General features: G+C 38.2%; 22 protein-coding genes and 1 riboswitch. Of the genes, 4 read left to right on the top strand and 18 right to left on the bottom strand.

What is annotated here, in order from left to right; genetic code table 11:
• Positions 1-34: 34 nt before the first annotated feature.
• On the bottom strand, positions 35-1,399 hold the full coding sequence (locus tag EL101_RS03925) for a UDP-N-acetylmuramoyl-tripeptide--D-alanyl-D-alanine ligase (protein ID WP_096597954.1): 1,365 nt from the start codon (positions 1,397-1,399) through the stop codon (positions 35-37).
• A gap of 11 nt (positions 1,400-1,410) precedes the next feature.
• Positions 1,411-2,481: a D-alanine--D-alanine ligase gene (locus tag EL101_RS03920; protein WP_096597956.1), complete on the bottom strand. Its 1,071-nt coding sequence runs from the start codon at positions 2,479-2,481 to the stop codon at positions 1,411-1,413.
• 153 nt (positions 2,482-2,634) lie between these two features.
• Here EL101_RS03920 and EL101_RS03915 point away from each other — a divergent pair, with 153 nt between their 5' ends.
• Positions 2,635-3,843 (top strand): FtsW/RodA/SpoVE family cell cycle protein, encoded by a 1,209-nt coding sequence (locus EL101_RS03915; RefSeq protein WP_096597958.1) that lies wholly within the window; start codon positions 2,635-2,637, stop codon positions 3,841-3,843.
• Between the two features lie 49 nt (positions 3,844-3,892).
• Here EL101_RS03915 and EL101_RS03910 read toward each other — a convergent pair whose 3' ends face one another.
• The 6 genes from EL101_RS03910 to csoR all read right to left on the bottom strand — a co-directional run bounded on the left by EL101_RS03910 (position 3,893) and on the right by csoR (position 8,326).
• Positions 3,893-4,627 carry a peptidase gene (locus EL101_RS03910; protein ID WP_096597960.1) on the bottom strand — a complete coding sequence of 245 codons (735 nt, stop codon included), beginning with the start codon at positions 4,625-4,627 and terminating at the stop codon, positions 3,893-3,895.
• 454 nt (positions 4,628-5,081) lie between these two features.
• A complete protein-coding gene (locus tag EL101_RS13460; RefSeq protein WP_394371199.1) occupies positions 5,082-5,189 on the bottom strand; it encodes an Lmo0850 family protein in 108 nt (35 codons plus the stop codon).
• A gap of 124 nt (positions 5,190-5,313) precedes the next feature.
• Positions 5,314-7,494, bottom strand: a complete 2,181-nt coding sequence (locus tag EL101_RS03905) for a heavy metal translocating P-type ATPase (RefSeq protein ID WP_096597962.1) — start codon at positions 7,492-7,494, stop codon at positions 5,314-5,316.
• 100 nt (positions 7,495-7,594) lie between these two features.
• Complete coding sequence (locus tag EL101_RS03900) at positions 7,595-7,801, bottom strand: cation transporter (RefSeq protein WP_096597964.1); 207 nt, start codon at positions 7,799-7,801, stop codon at positions 7,595-7,597.
• Positions 7,802-7,804: 3 nt separating this feature from the next.
• On the bottom strand, positions 7,805-8,026 hold the full coding sequence (csoZ, locus tag EL101_RS03895; RefSeq protein ID WP_096543014.1) for a putative copper chaperone CsoZ: 222 nt from the start codon (positions 8,024-8,026) through the stop codon (positions 7,805-7,807).
• Positions 8,027-8,038: 12 nt separating this feature from the next.
• Positions 8,039-8,326 (bottom strand): copper-sensing transcriptional repressor CsoR, encoded by a 288-nt coding sequence (csoR, locus tag EL101_RS03890; protein ID WP_019165818.1) that lies wholly within the window; start codon positions 8,324-8,326, stop codon positions 8,039-8,041.
• Positions 8,327-8,457: 131 nt separating this feature from the next.
• Between csoR and cls the strand changes: the two genes are divergently transcribed.
• Together cls and EL101_RS03880 are read left to right on the top strand one after the other, a co-directional pair.
• Entirely contained in the window at positions 8,458-9,948 is a 1,491-nt protein-coding gene (gene cls, locus EL101_RS03885; protein WP_096597966.1) for a cardiolipin synthase, read from the top strand.
• Positions 9,949-9,968: 20 nt separating this feature from the next.
• Positions 9,969-10,625: an HD domain-containing protein gene (locus EL101_RS03880; protein WP_096597968.1), complete on the top strand. Its 657-nt coding sequence runs from the start codon at positions 9,969-9,971 to the stop codon at positions 10,623-10,625.
• A gap of 53 nt (positions 10,626-10,678) precedes the next feature.
• On the opposite strand, the gene yidC is transcribed toward EL101_RS03880, so the two are convergent.
• From yidC to EL101_RS03850, 6 genes are all read right to left on the bottom strand, one after another.
• Positions 10,679-11,545, bottom strand: a complete 867-nt coding sequence (gene yidC, locus EL101_RS03875; protein ID WP_096543018.1) for a membrane protein insertase YidC — start codon at positions 11,543-11,545, stop codon at positions 10,679-10,681.
• Positions 11,546-11,633: 88 nt separating this feature from the next.
• The gene (thiE, locus tag EL101_RS03870; RefSeq protein ID WP_096598060.1) at positions 11,634-12,272 is read right to left on the bottom strand and encodes a thiamine phosphate synthase; all 639 of its coding nucleotides are present in this window, start codon (positions 12,270-12,272) and stop codon (positions 11,634-11,636) included.
• Positions 12,262-13,065 (bottom strand): hydroxyethylthiazole kinase, encoded by an 804-nt coding sequence (gene thiM, locus EL101_RS03865; RefSeq protein ID WP_096597970.1) that lies wholly within the window; start codon positions 13,063-13,065, stop codon positions 12,262-12,264. The genes thiE and thiM overlap by 11 nt, the downstream gene beginning before the upstream one ends.
• Position 13,066: 1 nt before the next feature.
• Complete coding sequence (thiD, locus tag EL101_RS03860; RefSeq protein ID WP_019165812.1) at positions 13,067-13,873, bottom strand: bifunctional hydroxymethylpyrimidine kinase/phosphomethylpyrimidine kinase; 807 nt, start codon at positions 13,871-13,873, stop codon at positions 13,067-13,069.
• Positions 13,873-14,556, bottom strand: a complete 684-nt coding sequence (gene tenA / locus EL101_RS03855; protein ID WP_096597972.1) for a thiaminase II — start codon at positions 14,554-14,556, stop codon at positions 13,873-13,875. The genes thiD and tenA overlap by 1 nt, the downstream gene beginning before the upstream one ends.
• A gap of 66 nt (positions 14,557-14,622) precedes the next feature.
• Positions 14,623-14,726, bottom strand: a riboswitch (TPP riboswitch).
• 413 nt (positions 14,727-15,139) lie between these two features.
• Positions 15,140-15,496 (bottom strand): single-stranded DNA-binding protein, encoded by a 357-nt coding sequence (locus tag EL101_RS03850; protein WP_096547111.1) that lies wholly within the window; start codon positions 15,494-15,496, stop codon positions 15,140-15,142.
• 180 nt (positions 15,497-15,676) lie between these two features.
• On the opposite strand from EL101_RS03850, the gene EL101_RS03845 reads away from it, so the two are divergent.
• The gene (locus EL101_RS03845) at positions 15,677-16,111 is read left to right on the top strand and encodes a YwpF-like family protein (protein WP_014613354.1); all 435 of its coding nucleotides are present in this window, start codon (positions 15,677-15,679) and stop codon (positions 16,109-16,111) included.
• A gap of 114 nt (positions 16,112-16,225) precedes the next feature.
• On the opposite strand, the gene fabZ is transcribed toward EL101_RS03845, so the two are convergent.
• From fabZ to EL101_RS03825, 4 genes are all read right to left on the bottom strand, one after another.
• A complete protein-coding gene (fabZ, locus tag EL101_RS03840) occupies positions 16,226-16,669 on the bottom strand; it encodes a 3-hydroxyacyl-ACP dehydratase FabZ (RefSeq protein WP_014613353.1) in 444 nt (147 codons plus the stop codon).
• The gene (locus EL101_RS03835) at positions 16,669-16,866 is read right to left on the bottom strand and encodes a DNA-directed RNA polymerase subunit beta (protein WP_241523322.1); all 198 of its coding nucleotides are present in this window, start codon (positions 16,864-16,866) and stop codon (positions 16,669-16,671) included. The genes fabZ and EL101_RS03835 overlap by 1 nt, the downstream gene beginning before the upstream one ends.
• On the bottom strand, positions 16,859-18,124 hold the full coding sequence (gene murA / locus EL101_RS03830; RefSeq protein WP_096597976.1) for a UDP-N-acetylglucosamine 1-carboxyvinyltransferase: 1,266 nt from the start codon (positions 18,122-18,124) through the stop codon (positions 16,859-16,861). Before murA ends, EL101_RS03835 begins: the two co-directional genes overlap by 8 nt.
• A gap of 110 nt (positions 18,125-18,234) precedes the next feature.
• Positions 18,235-18,465 carry a DUF1146 family protein gene (locus EL101_RS03825; RefSeq protein ID WP_096597978.1) on the bottom strand — a complete coding sequence of 77 codons (231 nt, stop codon included), beginning with the start codon at positions 18,463-18,465 and terminating at the stop codon, positions 18,235-18,237.
• Positions 18,466-18,671 lie beyond the last annotated feature (206 nt).

Raw genomic sequence — 18,671 nt, 5'->3', positions numbered from 1 at the left:
AGTGATGACTCACGGCTCTGTTCCATACTTGATGTTATTCTGCTTGTACGAGTGCTTCGACAACTTCTTCTAAATGCATCCCTCGAGACGCTTTCACGAGGACGACACTGTGTTGTTCGACGATAGACGTCAAATAACGTATCAACTTCTCTTTTTGATCAAAATGAATCGCCTCATTCACGAACGTCTTGCCCTTTTCATGAATCGCCATCGCACCTTCACCAAACGTATACAGTTGATGTATGCCTTTATTTTCAAGGTAAGCCCCAACGCTCGCATGCAATTGACGTGACTGATCACCAAGTTCAAGGACATCACCGAGCACGAGAATGGTATCCCCTTTCATATGACTCAACGTATCAATCGCAGCCTTCATACTTGTCGGGCTTGCATTATACGCATCATTAATGACGATTGCACCATTTGGCATCATAAACTTCTGCATGCGCATATCTGTCAGCTTAAGCGACGTCAATTGCTGTTGAATTTGTTTATCTGTTAAGCCCATAATGCGGCCTACTGTAATAGCAATCGTCGCATTACGCATATTATGTTCGCCTAAAATAGGAATCGTATAGGTCACGTCATCATTCACAGTGAACGTAATGCCGTCTTCAAGATGTGACACCATTTGACATTGCATATCATTCGTAGCTGACAAACCGACACTCACTTGATGTGCAGATGTTAACGTCTCTACGTGCGGTTTTAACAATGGTTCGTCCCCATCGTAAATGAAATAACCGTCTGATTTTAAACCTGTCACAATTTCAAATTTCGCTTTGGCAATCCCTTCTCTTGACCCTAAATCTTGCATATGAGATTCGCCGATATTTGTAATCACTGCAAAATCCGGTTGTGCAATGTTGGATAGTAATTCTATTTCACGAAAACCTGACATGCCCATTTCTAAAATTGAAACTTCCGTATCTTCGTTTAACTCTAAAATCGTTAATGGCATGCCGATTTCGTTATTGTAATTGCCTTGCGTTTTTTGTACACGGAACTTTCCTGATAAGACGTTTTCCAACATATCTTTTGTCGTCGTCTTTCCGTTTGAACCTGTGACAGCAATCACTGTGGGCGCCACATGTTGTAAATACGCCTTTGCCAACTGTTGCAGTGCAGTCAATGTGTTTTCTACAAAAATGACTGGTCCGTTCGTCGGTGCAGTTAGTGTACTATCTTGTTGGAAAAACGTCGCACCTGCCCCATCGTTCAATGCTTGTTCACTGTACTGATGGCCATCTACATTTTCACCTTTAAAAGGGATAAATAACTGTCCTTGTTGAATATGTCTTGAATCAATTGTGACACCTTTAATTTCAACGTCTAAGTATTGCGTATCAATATCACAGTCTACCCATTCTGCAAGTTGTTTCAACGTTATATTTATCATAGTCAAAACTCCTAATCAATTCGGTGTTTATTTTTTTGCTTATCTTCGTAACGTGCCTTCGCAAGATCAATTAACTTTGTAATCAATTCCGAATAAGAAACACCCATATTTTCCCATAATTTTGGATACATACTATACGCTGTAAATCCTGGCATCGCATTCGTTTCATTAATGTAGATTTGGTTATCTGCTGTCACGAAAAAGTCTGCACGTAACAATCCTGAACAGTCCGTCGCTTTAAATGCTTCTACAGCCATGTTACGGAGCGTCAGTTGTACTTCTTGATCAAGATCAGCCGGAATTGCCAGCTTCACTTTGCCATCTTTATATTTTGATTTATAGTCGTAAAATGCGACATCTTTCACAACTTCACCTGGCCATGTCGTTTCAGGATAGTCATTGCCTAACACGGCCACTTCGATTTCACGCGCATCCACACCTTGTTCAATGACAAGTTTACGGTCGAATTGAAACGCTTCTTCAATCCCTTTAATCAAGGCCGCTTCATCTTCACATTTACTAATCCCGACACTTGAGCCTAAATTCGCCGGTTTAACGAACACTGGGAATTCTAACTTGTCATGCACGAGTTTAATAATATTTTTGCGATATTTTTCGTATTCACTTCTTAAAAAGCTCACATATGGCAATTGTGGTAAACCGCGATGTGCAAACAATTGTTTCATCACTAATTTATCCATTGAACTTGATGCCGCTAACACCCCATTACCTACATAGGGAATGTCCAATACTTCGAATAGCCCTTGAATCGTCCCATCTTCACCATTAGGTCCATGTAATAATGGGAATACCGCATCATAACGCCCACCTTGACTACTTTGTGTTAACATCGCTGAAATATCACTCGTCGGTACGTCATCAATGCGTAACGCTTCAACATCAGTAATGTCTTCGATAATATTGTCCATTTTTTTCCATTGACCATCATTAGTAATATAAATAATATCGATGTGGTAACGCGCTTTATCAATTGCATTCAATACATTTTGTGCGGTTAAAATTGACACATCATGTTCGGCACTTTTACCACCATAAATGATACATAATGCTTCTTTCGACATAACTCCGCCTCCATCATTTTTATCTAAACTCCATATTACCATGACTCTCATTTGTATTGCATTTATTTTCCGAGAATATTAGCAATTTGATTACAACTTATGTAAAATCGGTATATAATGACAATATAGAATTTATGTGTAAAGGAGATTGGCATGGTATCCTCTCGTCAACTAACGCAGAAGTCGTTTTTGCGCCGCTTAGATTGGCCACTCATCGCACTGATTACAATCCTTTGTATCATTAGTGTTACGACGATTCATTCGGCAATGGGTGGCGGTCAATATAGCCTTGATTTCGGTGTCAGACAGATTTTTTATTACATACTAGGTGCAATTATTGCGTTCATGATTATGTTGTTTTCACCTAAAAAAATTCGCAATTACACTTATACGGTATACATTATTTTTAATATTTTACTATTTGGATTAATACTCCTACCAGAATCTTCCATTACACCTGTGATTAACGGGGCAAAAAGTTGGTATCGTTTCGGTCCAATCAGTATTCAACCTTCAGAATTCATGAAAATTGTACTCATTCTCGTCATTTCTAAGGTTGTCGCACAACATAATCGATTCACCTTCAACAAATCATTTCAAACAGACATCATGTTATTACTGAAAATTGCAGGTGTGAGCTTAGTGCCGATCCTCCTCATACTGTTACAAAATGACTTAGGAACGACACTCGTCTTTTTAGCGATTATTGCAGGTGTCGTGATTGTAAGTGGCGTCACATGGAAAATTTTGGCCCCTTTATTTGGTAGCGCAATCGTTTTAGGTGGCGGCTTAATCTTGTCTATTATTTATAAACCAAGCTTGATTGAAAATGTAGCCGGTATTAAAACGTATCAATTAGGACGTATCAACTCTTGGCTCGATCCATACGCATACAGTTCAGGCGACGGGTTCCACTTAACAGAGTCGTTAAAAGCTATTGGTTCTGGTCAGCTCATCGGAAAAGGGTTAAATAACGGCGAAGTGTATATTCCTGAAAATCATACAGACTTTATTTTTTCAGTTATTGGAGAAGAATTCGGCTTTTTAGGCTCAGTCATCTTATTAGGTGTCTTTTTATTATTACTCCTTCACTTAATTCGTATGGCAATGAATTCTGATGATCTGTTCAACAAATCATTCATTATCGGTTATATTAGTTTATTGCTGTTCCATATTTTCCAAAACATCGGTATGACAATTCAACTTTTACCGATTACAGGGATTCCGTTACCATTTATTAGTTACGGTGGGAGTTCACTCTGGAGTCTCATGTCAGGCATCGGTGTGTTGTTGAGTATTCATTACCATACACCGAAAAAGTATAACGATGAAACACCTACACAAAAACGTACAACTTCATAAAAAGGAAGAGGCTGAGGAACTAATAACGTTTCCCCAACCTCTTTTTTAATTATTCATTTATTTTGCGTCGTCGTGTGAAGAACGCGATGACACCTAATGCGATCATTGAAAGTGCCAGCGCTGTTTGACCGATTGCATTCACTTGTGGTTCCCCTGCTGCTGGCAACATTTTTGCTGCTTTGTCTTGTTGTTTCATCGCTTTGTTTCTATTTACTTGTTGTTTCGCTGATGCCATTTTTGTAGTCGCCATCATTTTATCTGTTTTTGCTTGTGCCGTTTGCGCTGTGACGTCTTTTTTCTTCTTATCTTGTACTGATGCTTTTGAAGATTTTGTTGCTTTTTGATCATCGCTAGATTGCGCATCTCCCGTAGCATCAATGTGTTTAACACTTGTTCCTACTAATGCTGGCGGTTCAATTTGTAAATCACTAACTGTCGCATCTTGATCATCTGCCGGTGCAAAAACCGAAGCTTTCATCGCATTTGGATCTTCAATTTGTAAAATATCGTAATGTGGATCCGTATTCGCTTCTGTAATCGAGCCATCTTTATTCAACACACCGTATGGAACTGCGCCTTTTGGTGGATGCGTTGACATACGTTTTAAATATGCAACATCATCTTCTCCCTCTAAATGCGGGTAAATGTACGTAGGTTTATGGATGATCGGTGTCCCATCTTTTTTCGCCTCATCCTTAACCATCACTTTCGGCGCATCTGTAGCATTCTTTTCCGCTGCTTGTGTGTCATGCGTATAAACTTGTGCAACTGCTGCTGTAATCAAACCTGTAACAACTAATTTTTTAACATGTGCACTCTTCCCTTTAAAATTATTTTTTCACTGTAACTGAGCGACAAATTAATCCATCCGTTCGTTCAAAACGTTTTTTAGATGGACACCATATTATCTTTAACTTTATTATATGAATATCCTAATTTAAATTCAACAATGTAATGTTTTATTTATAAATTATTTTTTTATTTTTAGCAGCCTCACATAGTAAACATATTTAAGATCGGTTCTGCTCAAATCCTAAGCGCTTTTGTCACAACCTCCCCTCAACCCCTAGGAAACGCGAGTCCAAACGTCGCATTCACCCACATCAATTTATACCAAACTACAAAGGTCTGGTTGACGCAATCAAAGATTGTTTCTACATCACCAAAGTAGTTCTAACAAAAAATAAAAAGCACCTAGACATGACATCAGTCAACATCCAAGTGCTTCTCAAACATACTTAATAAGGTTTCAATTTCTCAGTTGCAGGATTAGGTTTGGGTAATGATCGCATAATATCTAATCGGGGCTTCGTTTTTTTCACCTTCACACCGATTGAAGATAACATTTGGACCACATTTTGAAGCTTATCATTCTTTTTCGCCATTTGATCACCCCGTATTCTGCTATCTACTCCTTTATCTTACCCTAAATTGTAGCGCTTTACTACACCAAATTGTAAATTCATAAAATTATTTTTTCACATTTTTTAATCGTAATGCATTTAATACAACTGAAACTGAACTAAATGCCATCGCTGTACCTGCAACCCAAGGCGCTAAAAAGCCTGCTGCAGCAATAGGGATACCAATCAAGTTATAACAAAAGGCGAAAAATAAGTTTTGTTTAATATTTTTAATCGTAAGGCGACTGAGTTGAAGGGCTTCGGCAATACCACCTAAATGATTACGTACGAGTGCAATGTCTGCGGATTCTAATGCGATATCTGAGCCAGAACCCATTGCGACGCCGATATCACTTTTCATTAATGCCGGTGCATCATTAATACCATCGCCGACCATCATGACGCGTTGACCTTCATTTTGGAGTGCTGAAACAACTTTAGATTTTTCATCCGGTTTCACTTCTGCAATGACACGTGTAAAGCCGAGTTCACGACCGATTGCTTGTGCTGTCTGTTCACTATCTCCACTTAACATGACTAAGTCGTAATTTTTGTTTAACGTTTCAATGACTGCTTTCGCTTCCGCTTTCGGTTCATCTCTCACACCGATGATTGCGACAAGTGTTTCATTGATTGTCATGCCAACAACTGTTGCGCCTTGTTCTGCCAACGAATGCATGCTATCTTGTTGGTCTTGAGTTAAGTCATTGTTTGTAACGAAACGCATGGAGCCGATACGCACACGATTGTCGTCAATGACACCTGAAATACCGCTTCCTGCATGTGTCTCATATTGCGAAACAGGGCGGACCGCTTCGTCATTATAATAATCCACTAATGCTTTAGAAAGTGGGTGTTCAGATTGCATTTCCAAACTTTTAACATAAGCGCCAATCATTGCTTCTTCTGTTTCAAGGTACACGTGTACGACTTTAGGTTCACCGTTCGTAATTGTACCGGTTTTATCAAAGACAATCGTATCGACATGTTGCGCTTGTTCTAATGCTTCTGCTGTTTTAAATAAAATACCAGATTCTGCTGCACGACCTGATCCCACCATAATCGAAGTCGGTGTCGCAAGGCCTAAAGCACAAGGACAGGCAATGACGATGACAGCGATAAAAATTTCAAATGCTGCCGTAAATTGAAACGGTGTGACAACGAAAAACCATACGATAAATGACAGTAATGCCAAAACAACGACAGTCGGTACGAAAATATTTGAAATTTTGTCCGCTAACCGTTGAATTTGTGGTTTATCATTTTGCGCTTCTTCCACGACTTTAATGATTTGATTCAATACTAAGTCTTCACCGACATGCGTCACTTGAAGTTTAATAAAATTCGTTTGGTTGATTGTACTTCCAATGACAGTGTCGCCGATATTTTTTTCAACAGGCATACTTTCCCCTGTCAACATCGCTTCATTGACCGTTGTGGAACCTTCAATCACTTGACCGTCTAATGGGATTTGTTGACCACTTCTCACCCATACAATGTCACCTACACGGACATCATCAATGGCGATCATTTCAGTCTTACCCTCACGTTCCACTTCCGCATCTTTCACTTGTAGTGCAGCAAGTTTACTAATCGCGTCACTTGCATGTCCTTTTGCACGCATTTCGAAATATTTACCTAATAAAATGAGCGTAATTAATACCGCACTCGTTTCAAAATAAAGTGGCACATGACCGCTATGGCCCAGATGTGTCAACATTAAATAAAGACTATAAAAGTAAGCTGCTGAAGTTCCCATCGCAACGAGGACATCCATGTTCGCACTTTTACTTTTTAACGATTTGTATGCTCCGACATAAAATTGCCAACCGAGTACAAATTGAATCGGTGTTGCTAAAATAAATTGAAACCAGCCGTTCATTAAAAGGTCTGGAACTGGAATAAAACTTAAAAATGAAAAATGCCCGAACATCGTATACAGTAAGGGTAATGCTAAAATTATTGAAATAATGAATTTTGCTTTTTGTCGCTTCAATTCATCGCTTTTGCGTTTAGCTGTTTCATCTTTCGTCTCCATTGGAAAAGCTTCATACCCGATTTTAGCGACACGTTCATAAATCTCTTCAATCGTAATCTGGCTCGGGTCATACTTCACAGTTCCATTTTCCATGACTAAGTTGACATTAATTTGATCAATTCCGGCTTCACGCTGGAGGACCCGTTCAATACGCGCCGAACAGGCGGCACATGTCATACCTGCAATTTTGAAAGTTTCTTCTTGAGTCATTATGTCATCTCCTATAACTATAGAGGGTATATTTTAAATACGAAATGAGGGCTTACCTCTCATCTCTTCAATGAAAAACTAAGCCCTAATTGATGCTGAATTATGATACAACGTCATAACCTTGATCGTAAATACGTTGCTTCACATCTGCTAATGCACTGTCATCTGTCACTTCAACTTCTACTCGGTTGTCAGCTGGAAATGCTTCAACGTATGTCACATGCGCGTTTTCCCTCACTGCACCTTCAACTGCTGCTTTACAATGTGCACAAGTCATACCTTCTACTTCGATCATATGTTTTGCCATCAGTTACACTCCTTTATGTGATTGGATAACAGGAAATCCTGCATCATAAATTTCTTTTTCTATCGTGTTCAAATTTGCTGGCGTGTCATAAGTGAGCGTCAACGATTGTGTTGCCAAATCAATAACAACACTCTCGACACCAATTAAACGAAGCAAACGATCAGATAGCTGTTGTTGCTGTGCTTCAGTTGTCAGTTGTGTTACTTTAACATAACCATTTTCCATAAATGTACCCCACTAATCTTTCATGAGTTTTTGAAACGTTACTAATAACTCTTCCATCGCTTCGTCTTGGTGCCCTGCGTCAATCTTATGCATGATGCAACCTTTCATATGATGATCTAACAGACGCGACGCCACACTGTTTAAAGCCGAACGTGTCGCTCTAATTTGGGTCAATACGTCATCACAATAGACATCTTCGTCAATCATTCGGTTGATTGCTTTCACTTGGCCTTCAATACGATTCAAACGCGACTTCAAGTTACGTTTAATTTCTTCAGAATGATGTGCTTGTTCAGTCATGTCACATCCCCCAGATTCATTTTGATACTTTTATGATATACCCTATATAGGTATATGTCAATGCGTAAAATTCCTCTATTTACTAGAACATGATACAATAAAAGCACTTCACGAAAAAGGAGACAACAGTGATGCCAGAGTTTTTTTACGCGATATTTTACAATCAAAATGTACTGTTTAATTACTTATTAGTCGGTGCATTTTTATTAAATTTAATCTTCATCTTTACCATTATTTTTATGGAACGAAGAAGTGCGAGTTCCATCTGGGCATGGATTTTTGTATTAGGCTTATTCCCGCTTGTAGGCTTTGTCCTTTATTTATTATTCGGCCGACAAATCCAGCGAAAGTCCATTTTTAAACTTGAAAAACAAGATCGTATCGGCTTAGACTCTATCGTGAATGAGCAACTCACTGCGATTAAAAATGGGGAGTTCGAAGCAGATAACCCACATATTCAAAACTACAGTCGCATGATCCAAATGTTACTGTATAACAATGCTGCCTTTTATACGAACAATAACGAAATTGAGTTATTGACAGATGGTAACGAAAAATTCGATCGTTTAAAGGAAGACATTCGCAATGCAGAGCGCTATGTACATATTCAATATTATATATTCCGTCACGATGCGCTTGGTAAAAGTATTTTAAAACTGTTAGAAGAAAAACTCGAACAAGGTGTCGAAGTGAAAATGTTATATGATGACATGGGATCGCGTGCACTCACATTACGCGATTTTAAACGTTTTAAAGAAAAAGGAGGTCATGTAGAATCATTTTTCCCATCCAAACTGCCGCTCATTAATTTACGTATGAACAATAGAAATCACCGAAAAATTGTCATTATAGATGGTCAAATCGGCTATGTGGGTGGCTTTAATGTCGGGAATGAATATCTCGGCTTATCTAAAAAGTTTGGGTATTGGCGTGATACACACTTACGTATTCGCGGTAATGCTGTTAGTGCACTTCAATTGCGTTTCATCTTAGACTGGAACTCCCAATCGCACCGTGACAACATTACATATAGTAGTCAATATTTCCCAAAACCGCAACAGACCCATACTGGCAATATTGGGGTACAAATTGCTTCAAGTGGTCCAGACGAATTTTGGGAACAAGTTAAATATGGTTATTTAAAAATGATTTCGATGGCGAAAAATGACATTTACATTCAAACACCTTACTTCGTGCCTGATGAAGCTTTTATGGATGCACTCAAAATTGCAGCTTTAGGCGGTGTTAATGTTAATATTATGATTCCGTCTAAACCTGATCACCCATTCGTTTACTGGGCCACTTTTAAAAATGTCGCGAGTTTAATCGAAGCCGGTGCACGTGTTTACCTTTATGATAACGGCTTTTTACATGCCAAAACATTGACCATTGATGATGAAATTACGAGTGTAGGTACAACAAACATGGATAATCGGAGTTTTACGTTAAATTTTGAAGTGAATGCATTTGTATATAATGAAAAACTAGCGAGAGAAGTACGCGAAAGTTTTGAAGAAGACTTAAAAGTATGTAGCGAATTGACGAAAGAACGCTATGCCCAACGTAGCATTTGGATTAAATTTAAAGAATCCGTCAGTCAATTGCTCTCCCCTATTTTATAAGTTAAGGAATGACTAACGAAATGAAACAACACACGATTCAAGCAGCAGAACAATATATGAGAAAGGCACATCAACATGATAGCAGCGGACACGATATCGCGCATGTATTACGTGTTAGAAAGCGCGCCCTTGAAATCGCACAACACTATCCGTCCGCTGACCATTACCATATCGAAATGGCATCACTCCTTCATGATACGGTTGATGACAAATTGGTAGACGCCCAAAGTGCCCGTCAAGCATTATTGCACTTTTTTGAAGAACAACAGGTCGCAACAATCGATCAAGAAGCCATTTTTTACATTATTGACCATATGAGCTTTCGAAAAACTCAAACAGTCGGCACACTCAAAACCATTGAGGCGCAAATTGTCCAAGATGCTGACAGACTCGATGCGATGGGCGCGATTGGCATTGCACGTACATTTCAATTTGCCGGTCACTTTAACGAGCCGATGTGGACAGGGGCCCACAGTTTAACCGAAATGCAACAACTGTCAAACATAGGCGCAGTACCACCATCAGCAATCAAACACTTTTTTGAAAAGCTACTCAAATTAAAAGATTTAATGAATACACCCGTAGCAAAAGACATGGCGCAACAACGTCATGATTTTATGGAAAGCTTTTTACAACAATTTTTTGCTGAATGGGACACCGAAATCAAACAATCATGAATAGGAAAAGGCTGGGAACTTAGCGTCCCAGCCTTTAAGTATGTGCACTATGATTATTTCTTTTTGTTCTTTTTACTTACAACTTGTGTGTTCTTACCTGTTTTGTTGCCATTTTTTTCTGCTTCAAACTTTTTAATTAATGGCGCCACTTCTTCTTTTGCTTTTTTACCATATACCACATTGGCAATATAAGTTTGAACGACAAGGAATGCAGCTGATACTGACCAATATAAGCCTAATGCCGCCGCAGAACTAAATGAAATCCACACAATCATAATTGGTGAGATAATCATCATCATATAACCCATTTGACGTTGTTCCTGTGGCATATTAAAACTTGACACATACGCTTGGATGAAGTAAAGGACACCCGCGATGACGGTAATCCAAATATCCGGTTTATCTAAATGGAACCATAAGAAATCTGAGTACTTCGTGATACCGCCACCAGACGGATATTTAAGGACAAAGAATAATCCCATGATGATAGGCATTTGAAGTATGAGCGGTAAACAGCCTAACATACTTGCCATTGGATTCATGTTGTATTTTTTGTATACTTGCATCATTTCTTGGTTCGCTGCCATTTTGTCTTCTTGTGTACGTGCACGTTTTACTTTTTCTTGCGCTTCTGTAATTTCAGGTTTCGCAATTTTCATTTTTTCACGCATCATATGCATGTTTTTGTAGTTTGATAACATGAAAGGTAATAAGACGATACGTACAACCAATACGATAATGATAATCGCTAAACCATAGTTATTATTTAAATGATCCCCTAACCAGTGAATCAATCTGTCCATTGGTTGAACAAACGTATTGAAAAAGAATCCGTCTCGATTACTCGGTTTACTATAGTCACAACCCGCTAGAAGTAAAACTACACCTGCAAGCATTGTTATTAACGCTTTGTTCTTCATTTTTCCACCTCTAATGATATATTCACATAAATGATATTTTATCATAGAAATAGACGCGGTGGAAATATATTCCGGTATAAATTGAACTTTATTTAAAATATTGTAAGTAACGTTTCACAGATTTTTCAATATCTGTACTATGTGTAATGGATGAAATCGTCGCAATCCCATCAGCGCCATTTTTAAGAAGTGGTGCAACGTTTTCTTCAGTAATCCCACCAATAGCAACCATCGGAATATTTTCATCGTATTCTCGCATGCGTCGAATTAAACGGATGCCACCTGGTTTACTTGCATCTAACTTAGAACTTGTTTCATAAACAGGTCCCACACCAATATAATCGACGTTGGTAAGGTCAGACTGATCATATTCTTCAAAACTTCCGACACTAAGACCAATAATTTTATCTTCTAATAAATGTTGAAATGATTGGACTTTCGCATCTTCTTGGCCAACATGTATGCCATCCGCATCGACTTCAATCGCTAAATCCACATCATCATTAACAATAAATGGTACGTGATAATGACGACACAAATCTCGTAAACGAACGGCCATTGCAGCTTTCTCCTCACCTTGTAAAGATGAAGGGCCTTTTTCACGAAATTGATACATTGTAATACCCGCTTCTAACGCTTCTTTTAAAATGGTATCTAAACTACCTTGTTTGACATCTTGTGTACCTGCAATAAAATACACACGTAATTGTTTTCGATTAAATGTCATTTTCACTCACTTCTCTCTTTTTAATCTCCAATAAATAAGACTCAGCTAGTGTTTGATTTAATGCATCGATAAAAGCGACTAAAAATGTACCCGGTAAATCTGCACCTTCACGTAATTCAGCTTGTTCTGCTGAAATGTTATAGTACGAAACGGCTTCAATGAGTTGGTCGATAGATGGTTTTGTCTCACCCAATAGGAAACTTGCCACTACCGCACCTAACAAACACCCTGCTCCGGTAATTTTTGTCAACAATGGAGAACCATTTGATAAGATGACCACTTTGCCATCTTGTACAATAACATCTTCTTTACCTGAGACGACAATCGCGGTTTGATACTTTTCGTAAGCTTGTTGTGCAATGCTGACCACATCAATATCCGAAGCACTATCGGTTCCTTTCATCGTCGTCGCTGTATCCACTAATGTCAAAATTTCAGATGCATTGCCTTTAATGACAGCTACATCAATTTCTTCTAAAAAGCGTTGACAAAAATCTTTACGGAATTGCGATGCGCCTACTGCAACAGGGTCAAAAACGATCGGTACTCCCATTTGATTCGCAGTCTTAGCAATGGCGAGCATGTCTTCACTATTTCTCTCCGTTAACGTACCAATATTGATTAATAAGCCTTGTGTGACCTTAAAAAAATCTGCTGCTTCTTCTGGGGCTTCACTCATCGCCGGACTTGCCCCCATACTCAACAAACCGTTGGCAGTAAAGTTTTTCACGACATCATTCGTATAACAAACGACAAGGGGTTGTTGCTTTCTAACTTCTGCTAAATAATTCATGTTAATCCCACCCATTTAATTTTTCATATGCAAAGTGATTCACTGGACCTCGACCTTTACCAATTTCTGGTGTATGTTGAATCGCTAATGAAATATATTTTTTGGCTTTGGCTACGGCGTCATAAACAGATTTTCCTTTAGCTAATTCTGCTGTAATGACGGCTGAAAATGTACATCCCGTGCCGTGTGTATGTTGCGTTGGAAAACGTTCGCTTTTAAATTCGTAATGACCCTCTTGCGTAAATAAGTGATCGATGGCATCTCCTTCTAAATGGCCACCTTTAATAATGACCCCTTTCGAACCAATATCATGAATGAAAAAGCGGCCCACTTGATGAATTTTTTCCACCGAATCAATAGTAACGCCAGCGATTTCTTCAGCTTCTGGAACATTAGGTGTTGCTACATCTGCATATGGTAACAGTGTTTCTTTAAGACGATTTCGTACTTTTTGGTCCATTAAAGAATCACCACTTTTAGCAACCATAACTGGGTCAATCACATATGGAATATCAATCTTTTGCAAATATGACGCAATCACTTCCATCATCTCTGGTGTCGGAATCATCCCTGTCTTTAACGCATGTGGCATTTCATCATTAAACACACTGGCTAATTGCTCTTCTAACCAACTTGCTTCTAAATTGTGAATATGTTGCACACCCATTGAGTTTTGAGCCACGATACTTGTCACTGCAGCCATGCCATAGACACCACAAGAATGAAAAGATTTCAAGTCTGCCATGGCGCCTGCACCACCACTTGGATCTGTACCTGCAATCGTTAGCGCAATTTTTGGTTTTTCCATCATTTTTCTCCTCCAAATTCCCATTTTTCAAGTTGATACGCCATATTGAAAAAGTTTCGTTCATGAACTGTACTTTGTAGAAAGTTTTGTCTCAATTGTTGTTGAACTTTTTCGGAACTCACTTCTGCATATGAATCGAGCCAACGATCAATATAGGACAACAGTGTATCCATTTCTTTATTGTAAAAATCGAACCACGCTTTTAATGGATGATTGGCCTCAAAATGATGATTTTCAATCGCCATTTTACCTAATTGTTGATACACATATGGACACGGTGCCATTGCAGCAATGGTATAAGCGACATTGTCAAAAGCATAAGCGTTATAATACATATGTTTAATATAGTGGTCGGCAGACGGATACCAATCCCCTTGTTGAATGACACTTTGATAATCTTCACCAACATAGTCCGCTAGAATATGATGGGCCTCTACTTCTCCAGAACTCGCAAACTGAATTTGTTCTGTTAAAAATTGAATTTCACCTTTCGTATCCACTTTCGGTATCAGTAGCGCATATATTTTGGCAAATTCATTCAAATAACGTGAATCTGCACGTAAATAATGTTTAACTGATTCTGCCGCAATGTCCCCGTTAAGCATGCCTTGTATAAAACCATCTTGATAAATTTGTTCAATAATAGGTTGTGCTTCTTGTTTAATTTGTTCAGAAAAACGCATCTTCATTCTCCTTTAATATGAAAAAAGACTACCTTGAAAGTAGCCTTGTTCACACACTGAAGCATGCGTGTCCATGTGCTACTTCCCTACGTTGGTTTCATCCAAATCAGGTTCAGAGGGTCTGAATATCCATTCATCTCAGCCATCAATCGGCACCCCTAGTAGTCCTTCATTTTTTAGTTACCTTTAATGTATCAGAAACCTAACGCAAGTTCAATTATGTAAAAGCACTAAACAAATTGCGAAATATATGTATAGTTTAACAAAACAAATGACTCTATTAGATTATTTTGCATTTCTTATGAATCATTCGATAAATATTAATGAGAATAAAAGTGGCGATTGGCCACTAAATACAATACAGTATTTAATAGCCAATACACCTCATTTCAAGGTTGATAGTTAGACAATTTTGGTAGTAGGTTGTCTACCAAATTTCATTAGAGCTCAAGTCAATATGTTGAAGATAAAAGTAATGGTGTGAGATAAATCGAATTATTTCAATCGGAGAATATACTTTGAGAAGGGTTGATAAAAATAGGTGGGATTATCAAATATTGGAAAATCTTTGCTTGTTGCTTTGCTATTCATCGTTGAACTCATCTGTGTTTGACGCTATCGTTACTGTGCCAATTGGAGAGATTTGTGAAACGAGTAATTCTGTAGCATAACGTTTTTCATCATTATGAACATAACGTCTCGTTTGGATTTGCCCGCTTATCGCTACAGTTGTCCCCTCTTGGATCGTTTCGTGAATTTGAAGAGCAATATTACCGAACGCTTTACAATTTAAGTAATCAGTGATGGGCTTTTGGTTTTTACTTAAATACTCTCGCGTGACAGCAACGGTAAAGGTAACAAAGTAACTCTCTTCCTTTTCGTAAAAACTGGGCGGGCGGTTAATGATACCTACTGCTTGAAAATGGTTAATGTTGTTCACCTCCTGTACCTGTAATATAAACCTTTCAATGTGAAATGACAAAATGCAAATTCCTATAAAATTAAAGTATGCATCGAGAGATATTTAAGCCTTATCGAGAATTATTTTAAAAATTGCGTTATAATTAAAAGTACCATAGAAATTTCGTAAAGTTTTTTAAATGAGATGGGGGTGGCTCCAATGAAGACGTTTAAAGCTGTTCGTTTCCAAATCGTTTCTGAAAATAGTAGCGTGGCTGAATATGAACTTCTAGACGGCGTAATTATTAATAAAGAGAATAGTGGTACGGGTTGGGTGTTAGAAATCGTTATTTCAGATATACATCAAGAACAGATGCAAGCGTACATGGAGGCGGAAACACTTTTAGATATTCGTGTCGTCATTACGCGACCATCGAATGATCCTGCACTATTTGATGCGACAATCAAGCATATTACACCTTTAAATGGCAGCATTTCAGTTGTATTTGAGTGTCATATTTATACATTGCGACAAGTTTATGCGGAAAATTTACTCGAACAACTGGTCAACGAAGGTATGCAAGGTCAAGAGCTCATCACAACGTTCAATCGCATGATGAAATCTAAACCACGCCTTAAAGACGAACGACAATAACATTTGAGGCATACATATATGTACTAACTTCAAATTGAATCGTGAAAATTGATCACCAATTCAACCTACAAAAACCACCTCATTATGAAGACGAGGTGGTTTTTTATATCTGATTTATGCGTTTGGATCTTGTAATGCAAAAGTCAATTCACAACTACATGCAATTTGACCATCAACAGTTGCTTTTGCAGTCCCTTTACCAATCGGTCCTTTAATTTTTGTAATTTCAACTTCTAACACTAAAGTATCACCAGGCACCACTTGCTTTTTGAATCGACATTTATCAATTCCTGCAAATAAAGCGAGTTTCCCTTTGTTTTCTTCACTATTTAACATCGCTACTGCACCTGTTTGAGCCAACGCTTCAGTAATTAACACGCCCGGCATAACCGCATAATCTGGGAAATGCCCTTGGAAAAACGGTTCATTACCAGACACTTGTTTAATGCCTACACAACGCTGACCTGGTTCGTATTCAACCACTTTATCAATCAATAAAAAAGGTTGTCTGTGCGGGATGATGTTTTTAATTTCATTATAATTAAAGATTGTTTCCATTAGTGATGTCCTCCAATTGTTTCGATGATATGTTGCCAAAACCTTAAATTAAATGTATTCAACACGTTATCATGGTTGATAATAAAGCCTGTCATTAAACCGACTACAAACATCATGATTGCGATAAAAACAAATAAAGTTAATTTAAAACTAATTGAATCCATTATTGTTTGTAGCCCGTATTTCCATTTAGTCATTAATTCTTTCAATATTGGCACCTAAAGATTTAAGCTTGCCATGAAAATCAACATAGCCACGGTCAAGGTGTTTTAACTCAGTGACAATCGTTTCACCATCCGCTACAAGTCCAGCTAAAATTAATGCTGCAGCTGCACGTAAATCAGTCGCTTTCACTTGTGCACCTTGTAACGCACTTTTCCCTTCGATTTTAGCGCTGCGACCTTCAACTGAAATTTGTGCGTTCATACGTTTGAATTCCGCTACATGCATAAAACGGTTTTCAAATACGGTTTCAGTGACCACTTTATGCCCTTCAGCTGTAAGGAGTAACGCCATCATTTGGGACTGCATATCTGTTGGGAAACCAGGATGTGGCAATGTTTTAATATCGACAGGCTGTAATTTTTCCGGTGCTGTCACTCGGATGCCCTCTTCTGTAAAATCTAATTCGACACCCATTTCTTCTAATTTATATACGAGACTTGTCATATGCTCTTTAATCGCACCTTTGACGAGCACATCACCGCGTGTAATGGCAGCTGCAATCATCAATGTACCCGCTTCAATACGGTCAGGAATGATGGCATGCTTCACCCCTTTTAATGATTCAACACCATTAATGATCACTGTATCGGTACCAGCACCTTTGACATCGCCGCCCATTTCATTGATATAGTTGGCTAAATCCACAATTTCTGGCTCTCTCGCAACATTTTCAATCACTGTACGCCCTTTTGCTAACGATGCTGCCATCATGATGTTCTGTGTTGCACCGACACTTGGAAAGTCGAAATGAATTTCATTACCGACAAGTCCTTGAGGTGCTTCTGCATAAATGTATCCTGCTTCTTGATGAATCTCAGCACCGAGCGCTTCTAATCCTTTTAAATGCTGTTCAATCGGACGTGAACCAATCGCACATCCTCCTGGTAACGCAACTTTAGCTCGTCCTAAACGCGCCAATAACGGCCCCATAACTAAAATACTCGCTCTCATCTTACTCACATATTCATATGGCGCTTCTTCACTTAAATCTTTCGACGCATCAACGGTGACTGATTGTTGTTTTTCATTATATTTAATCTTCGCATTTAATACACTCAGTACATTATTAATCGTTTCCACATCACTTAACGCCGGAACGTTGACAAGTTCACTTTTGCCATCACTTGCTAACAAAGACGCTGTGAGAATCGGCAAAACTGCATTTTTCGCTCCTTCTACTCCGACTTCACCTTTAAGTGTATTTCCACCTTGAACAATAATTCTATCCATCTTATTAATCCTCCACTATGCTTACAGCTCTGTTCTATTTTTGCTCTGAAAATGAATCTATCTACCCATAACGTATTAACTTATTTTATACACTTTAAACATCTTAACGATTAAAATAAGTATTTAATTTGAGTTGAAAATTGTAATAAATCAATGATAAAATTACTCACGCTTGCGCCAATCACTATTGCCAAAAATATCATGATGACTTGTACTTGTAATGGAAATCCCTTTTTGAAAAACTGGTCTAAACGAACGGCGTTTAATCCCCAATAGGCGACACAAATGCATAAAACATGCATTATAATATGTGCTATCGCAAATTGTCCTAAATAATCCATTAATTGATATTGCTCCTCCACATATAATCTCTTTTACTAATTTTACATGATTTAAAGCCCAAATCATACTATAAGCAACTTAAAGAAACACAATTTTTCACATTATAGTGCTAAATGACAAGCAATTTACATTTTACTGTCTTTCATAGTTTTTGTATAGAATTTTTGCAAAGCATGCGGTATCTTTTCAGCAAACGAAATGTATG

Origin of the sequence: Staphylococcus delphini, from assembly GCF_900636325.1 — a bacterium.
In the GTDB taxonomy this organism is placed as follows: Bacteria; Bacillota; Bacilli; order Staphylococcales; family Staphylococcaceae; genus Staphylococcus; species Staphylococcus delphini.
The sequence above is the reverse complement of the archived record's forward strand: the minus strand, read 5'-3'. Positions and strand labels throughout refer to the sequence as shown.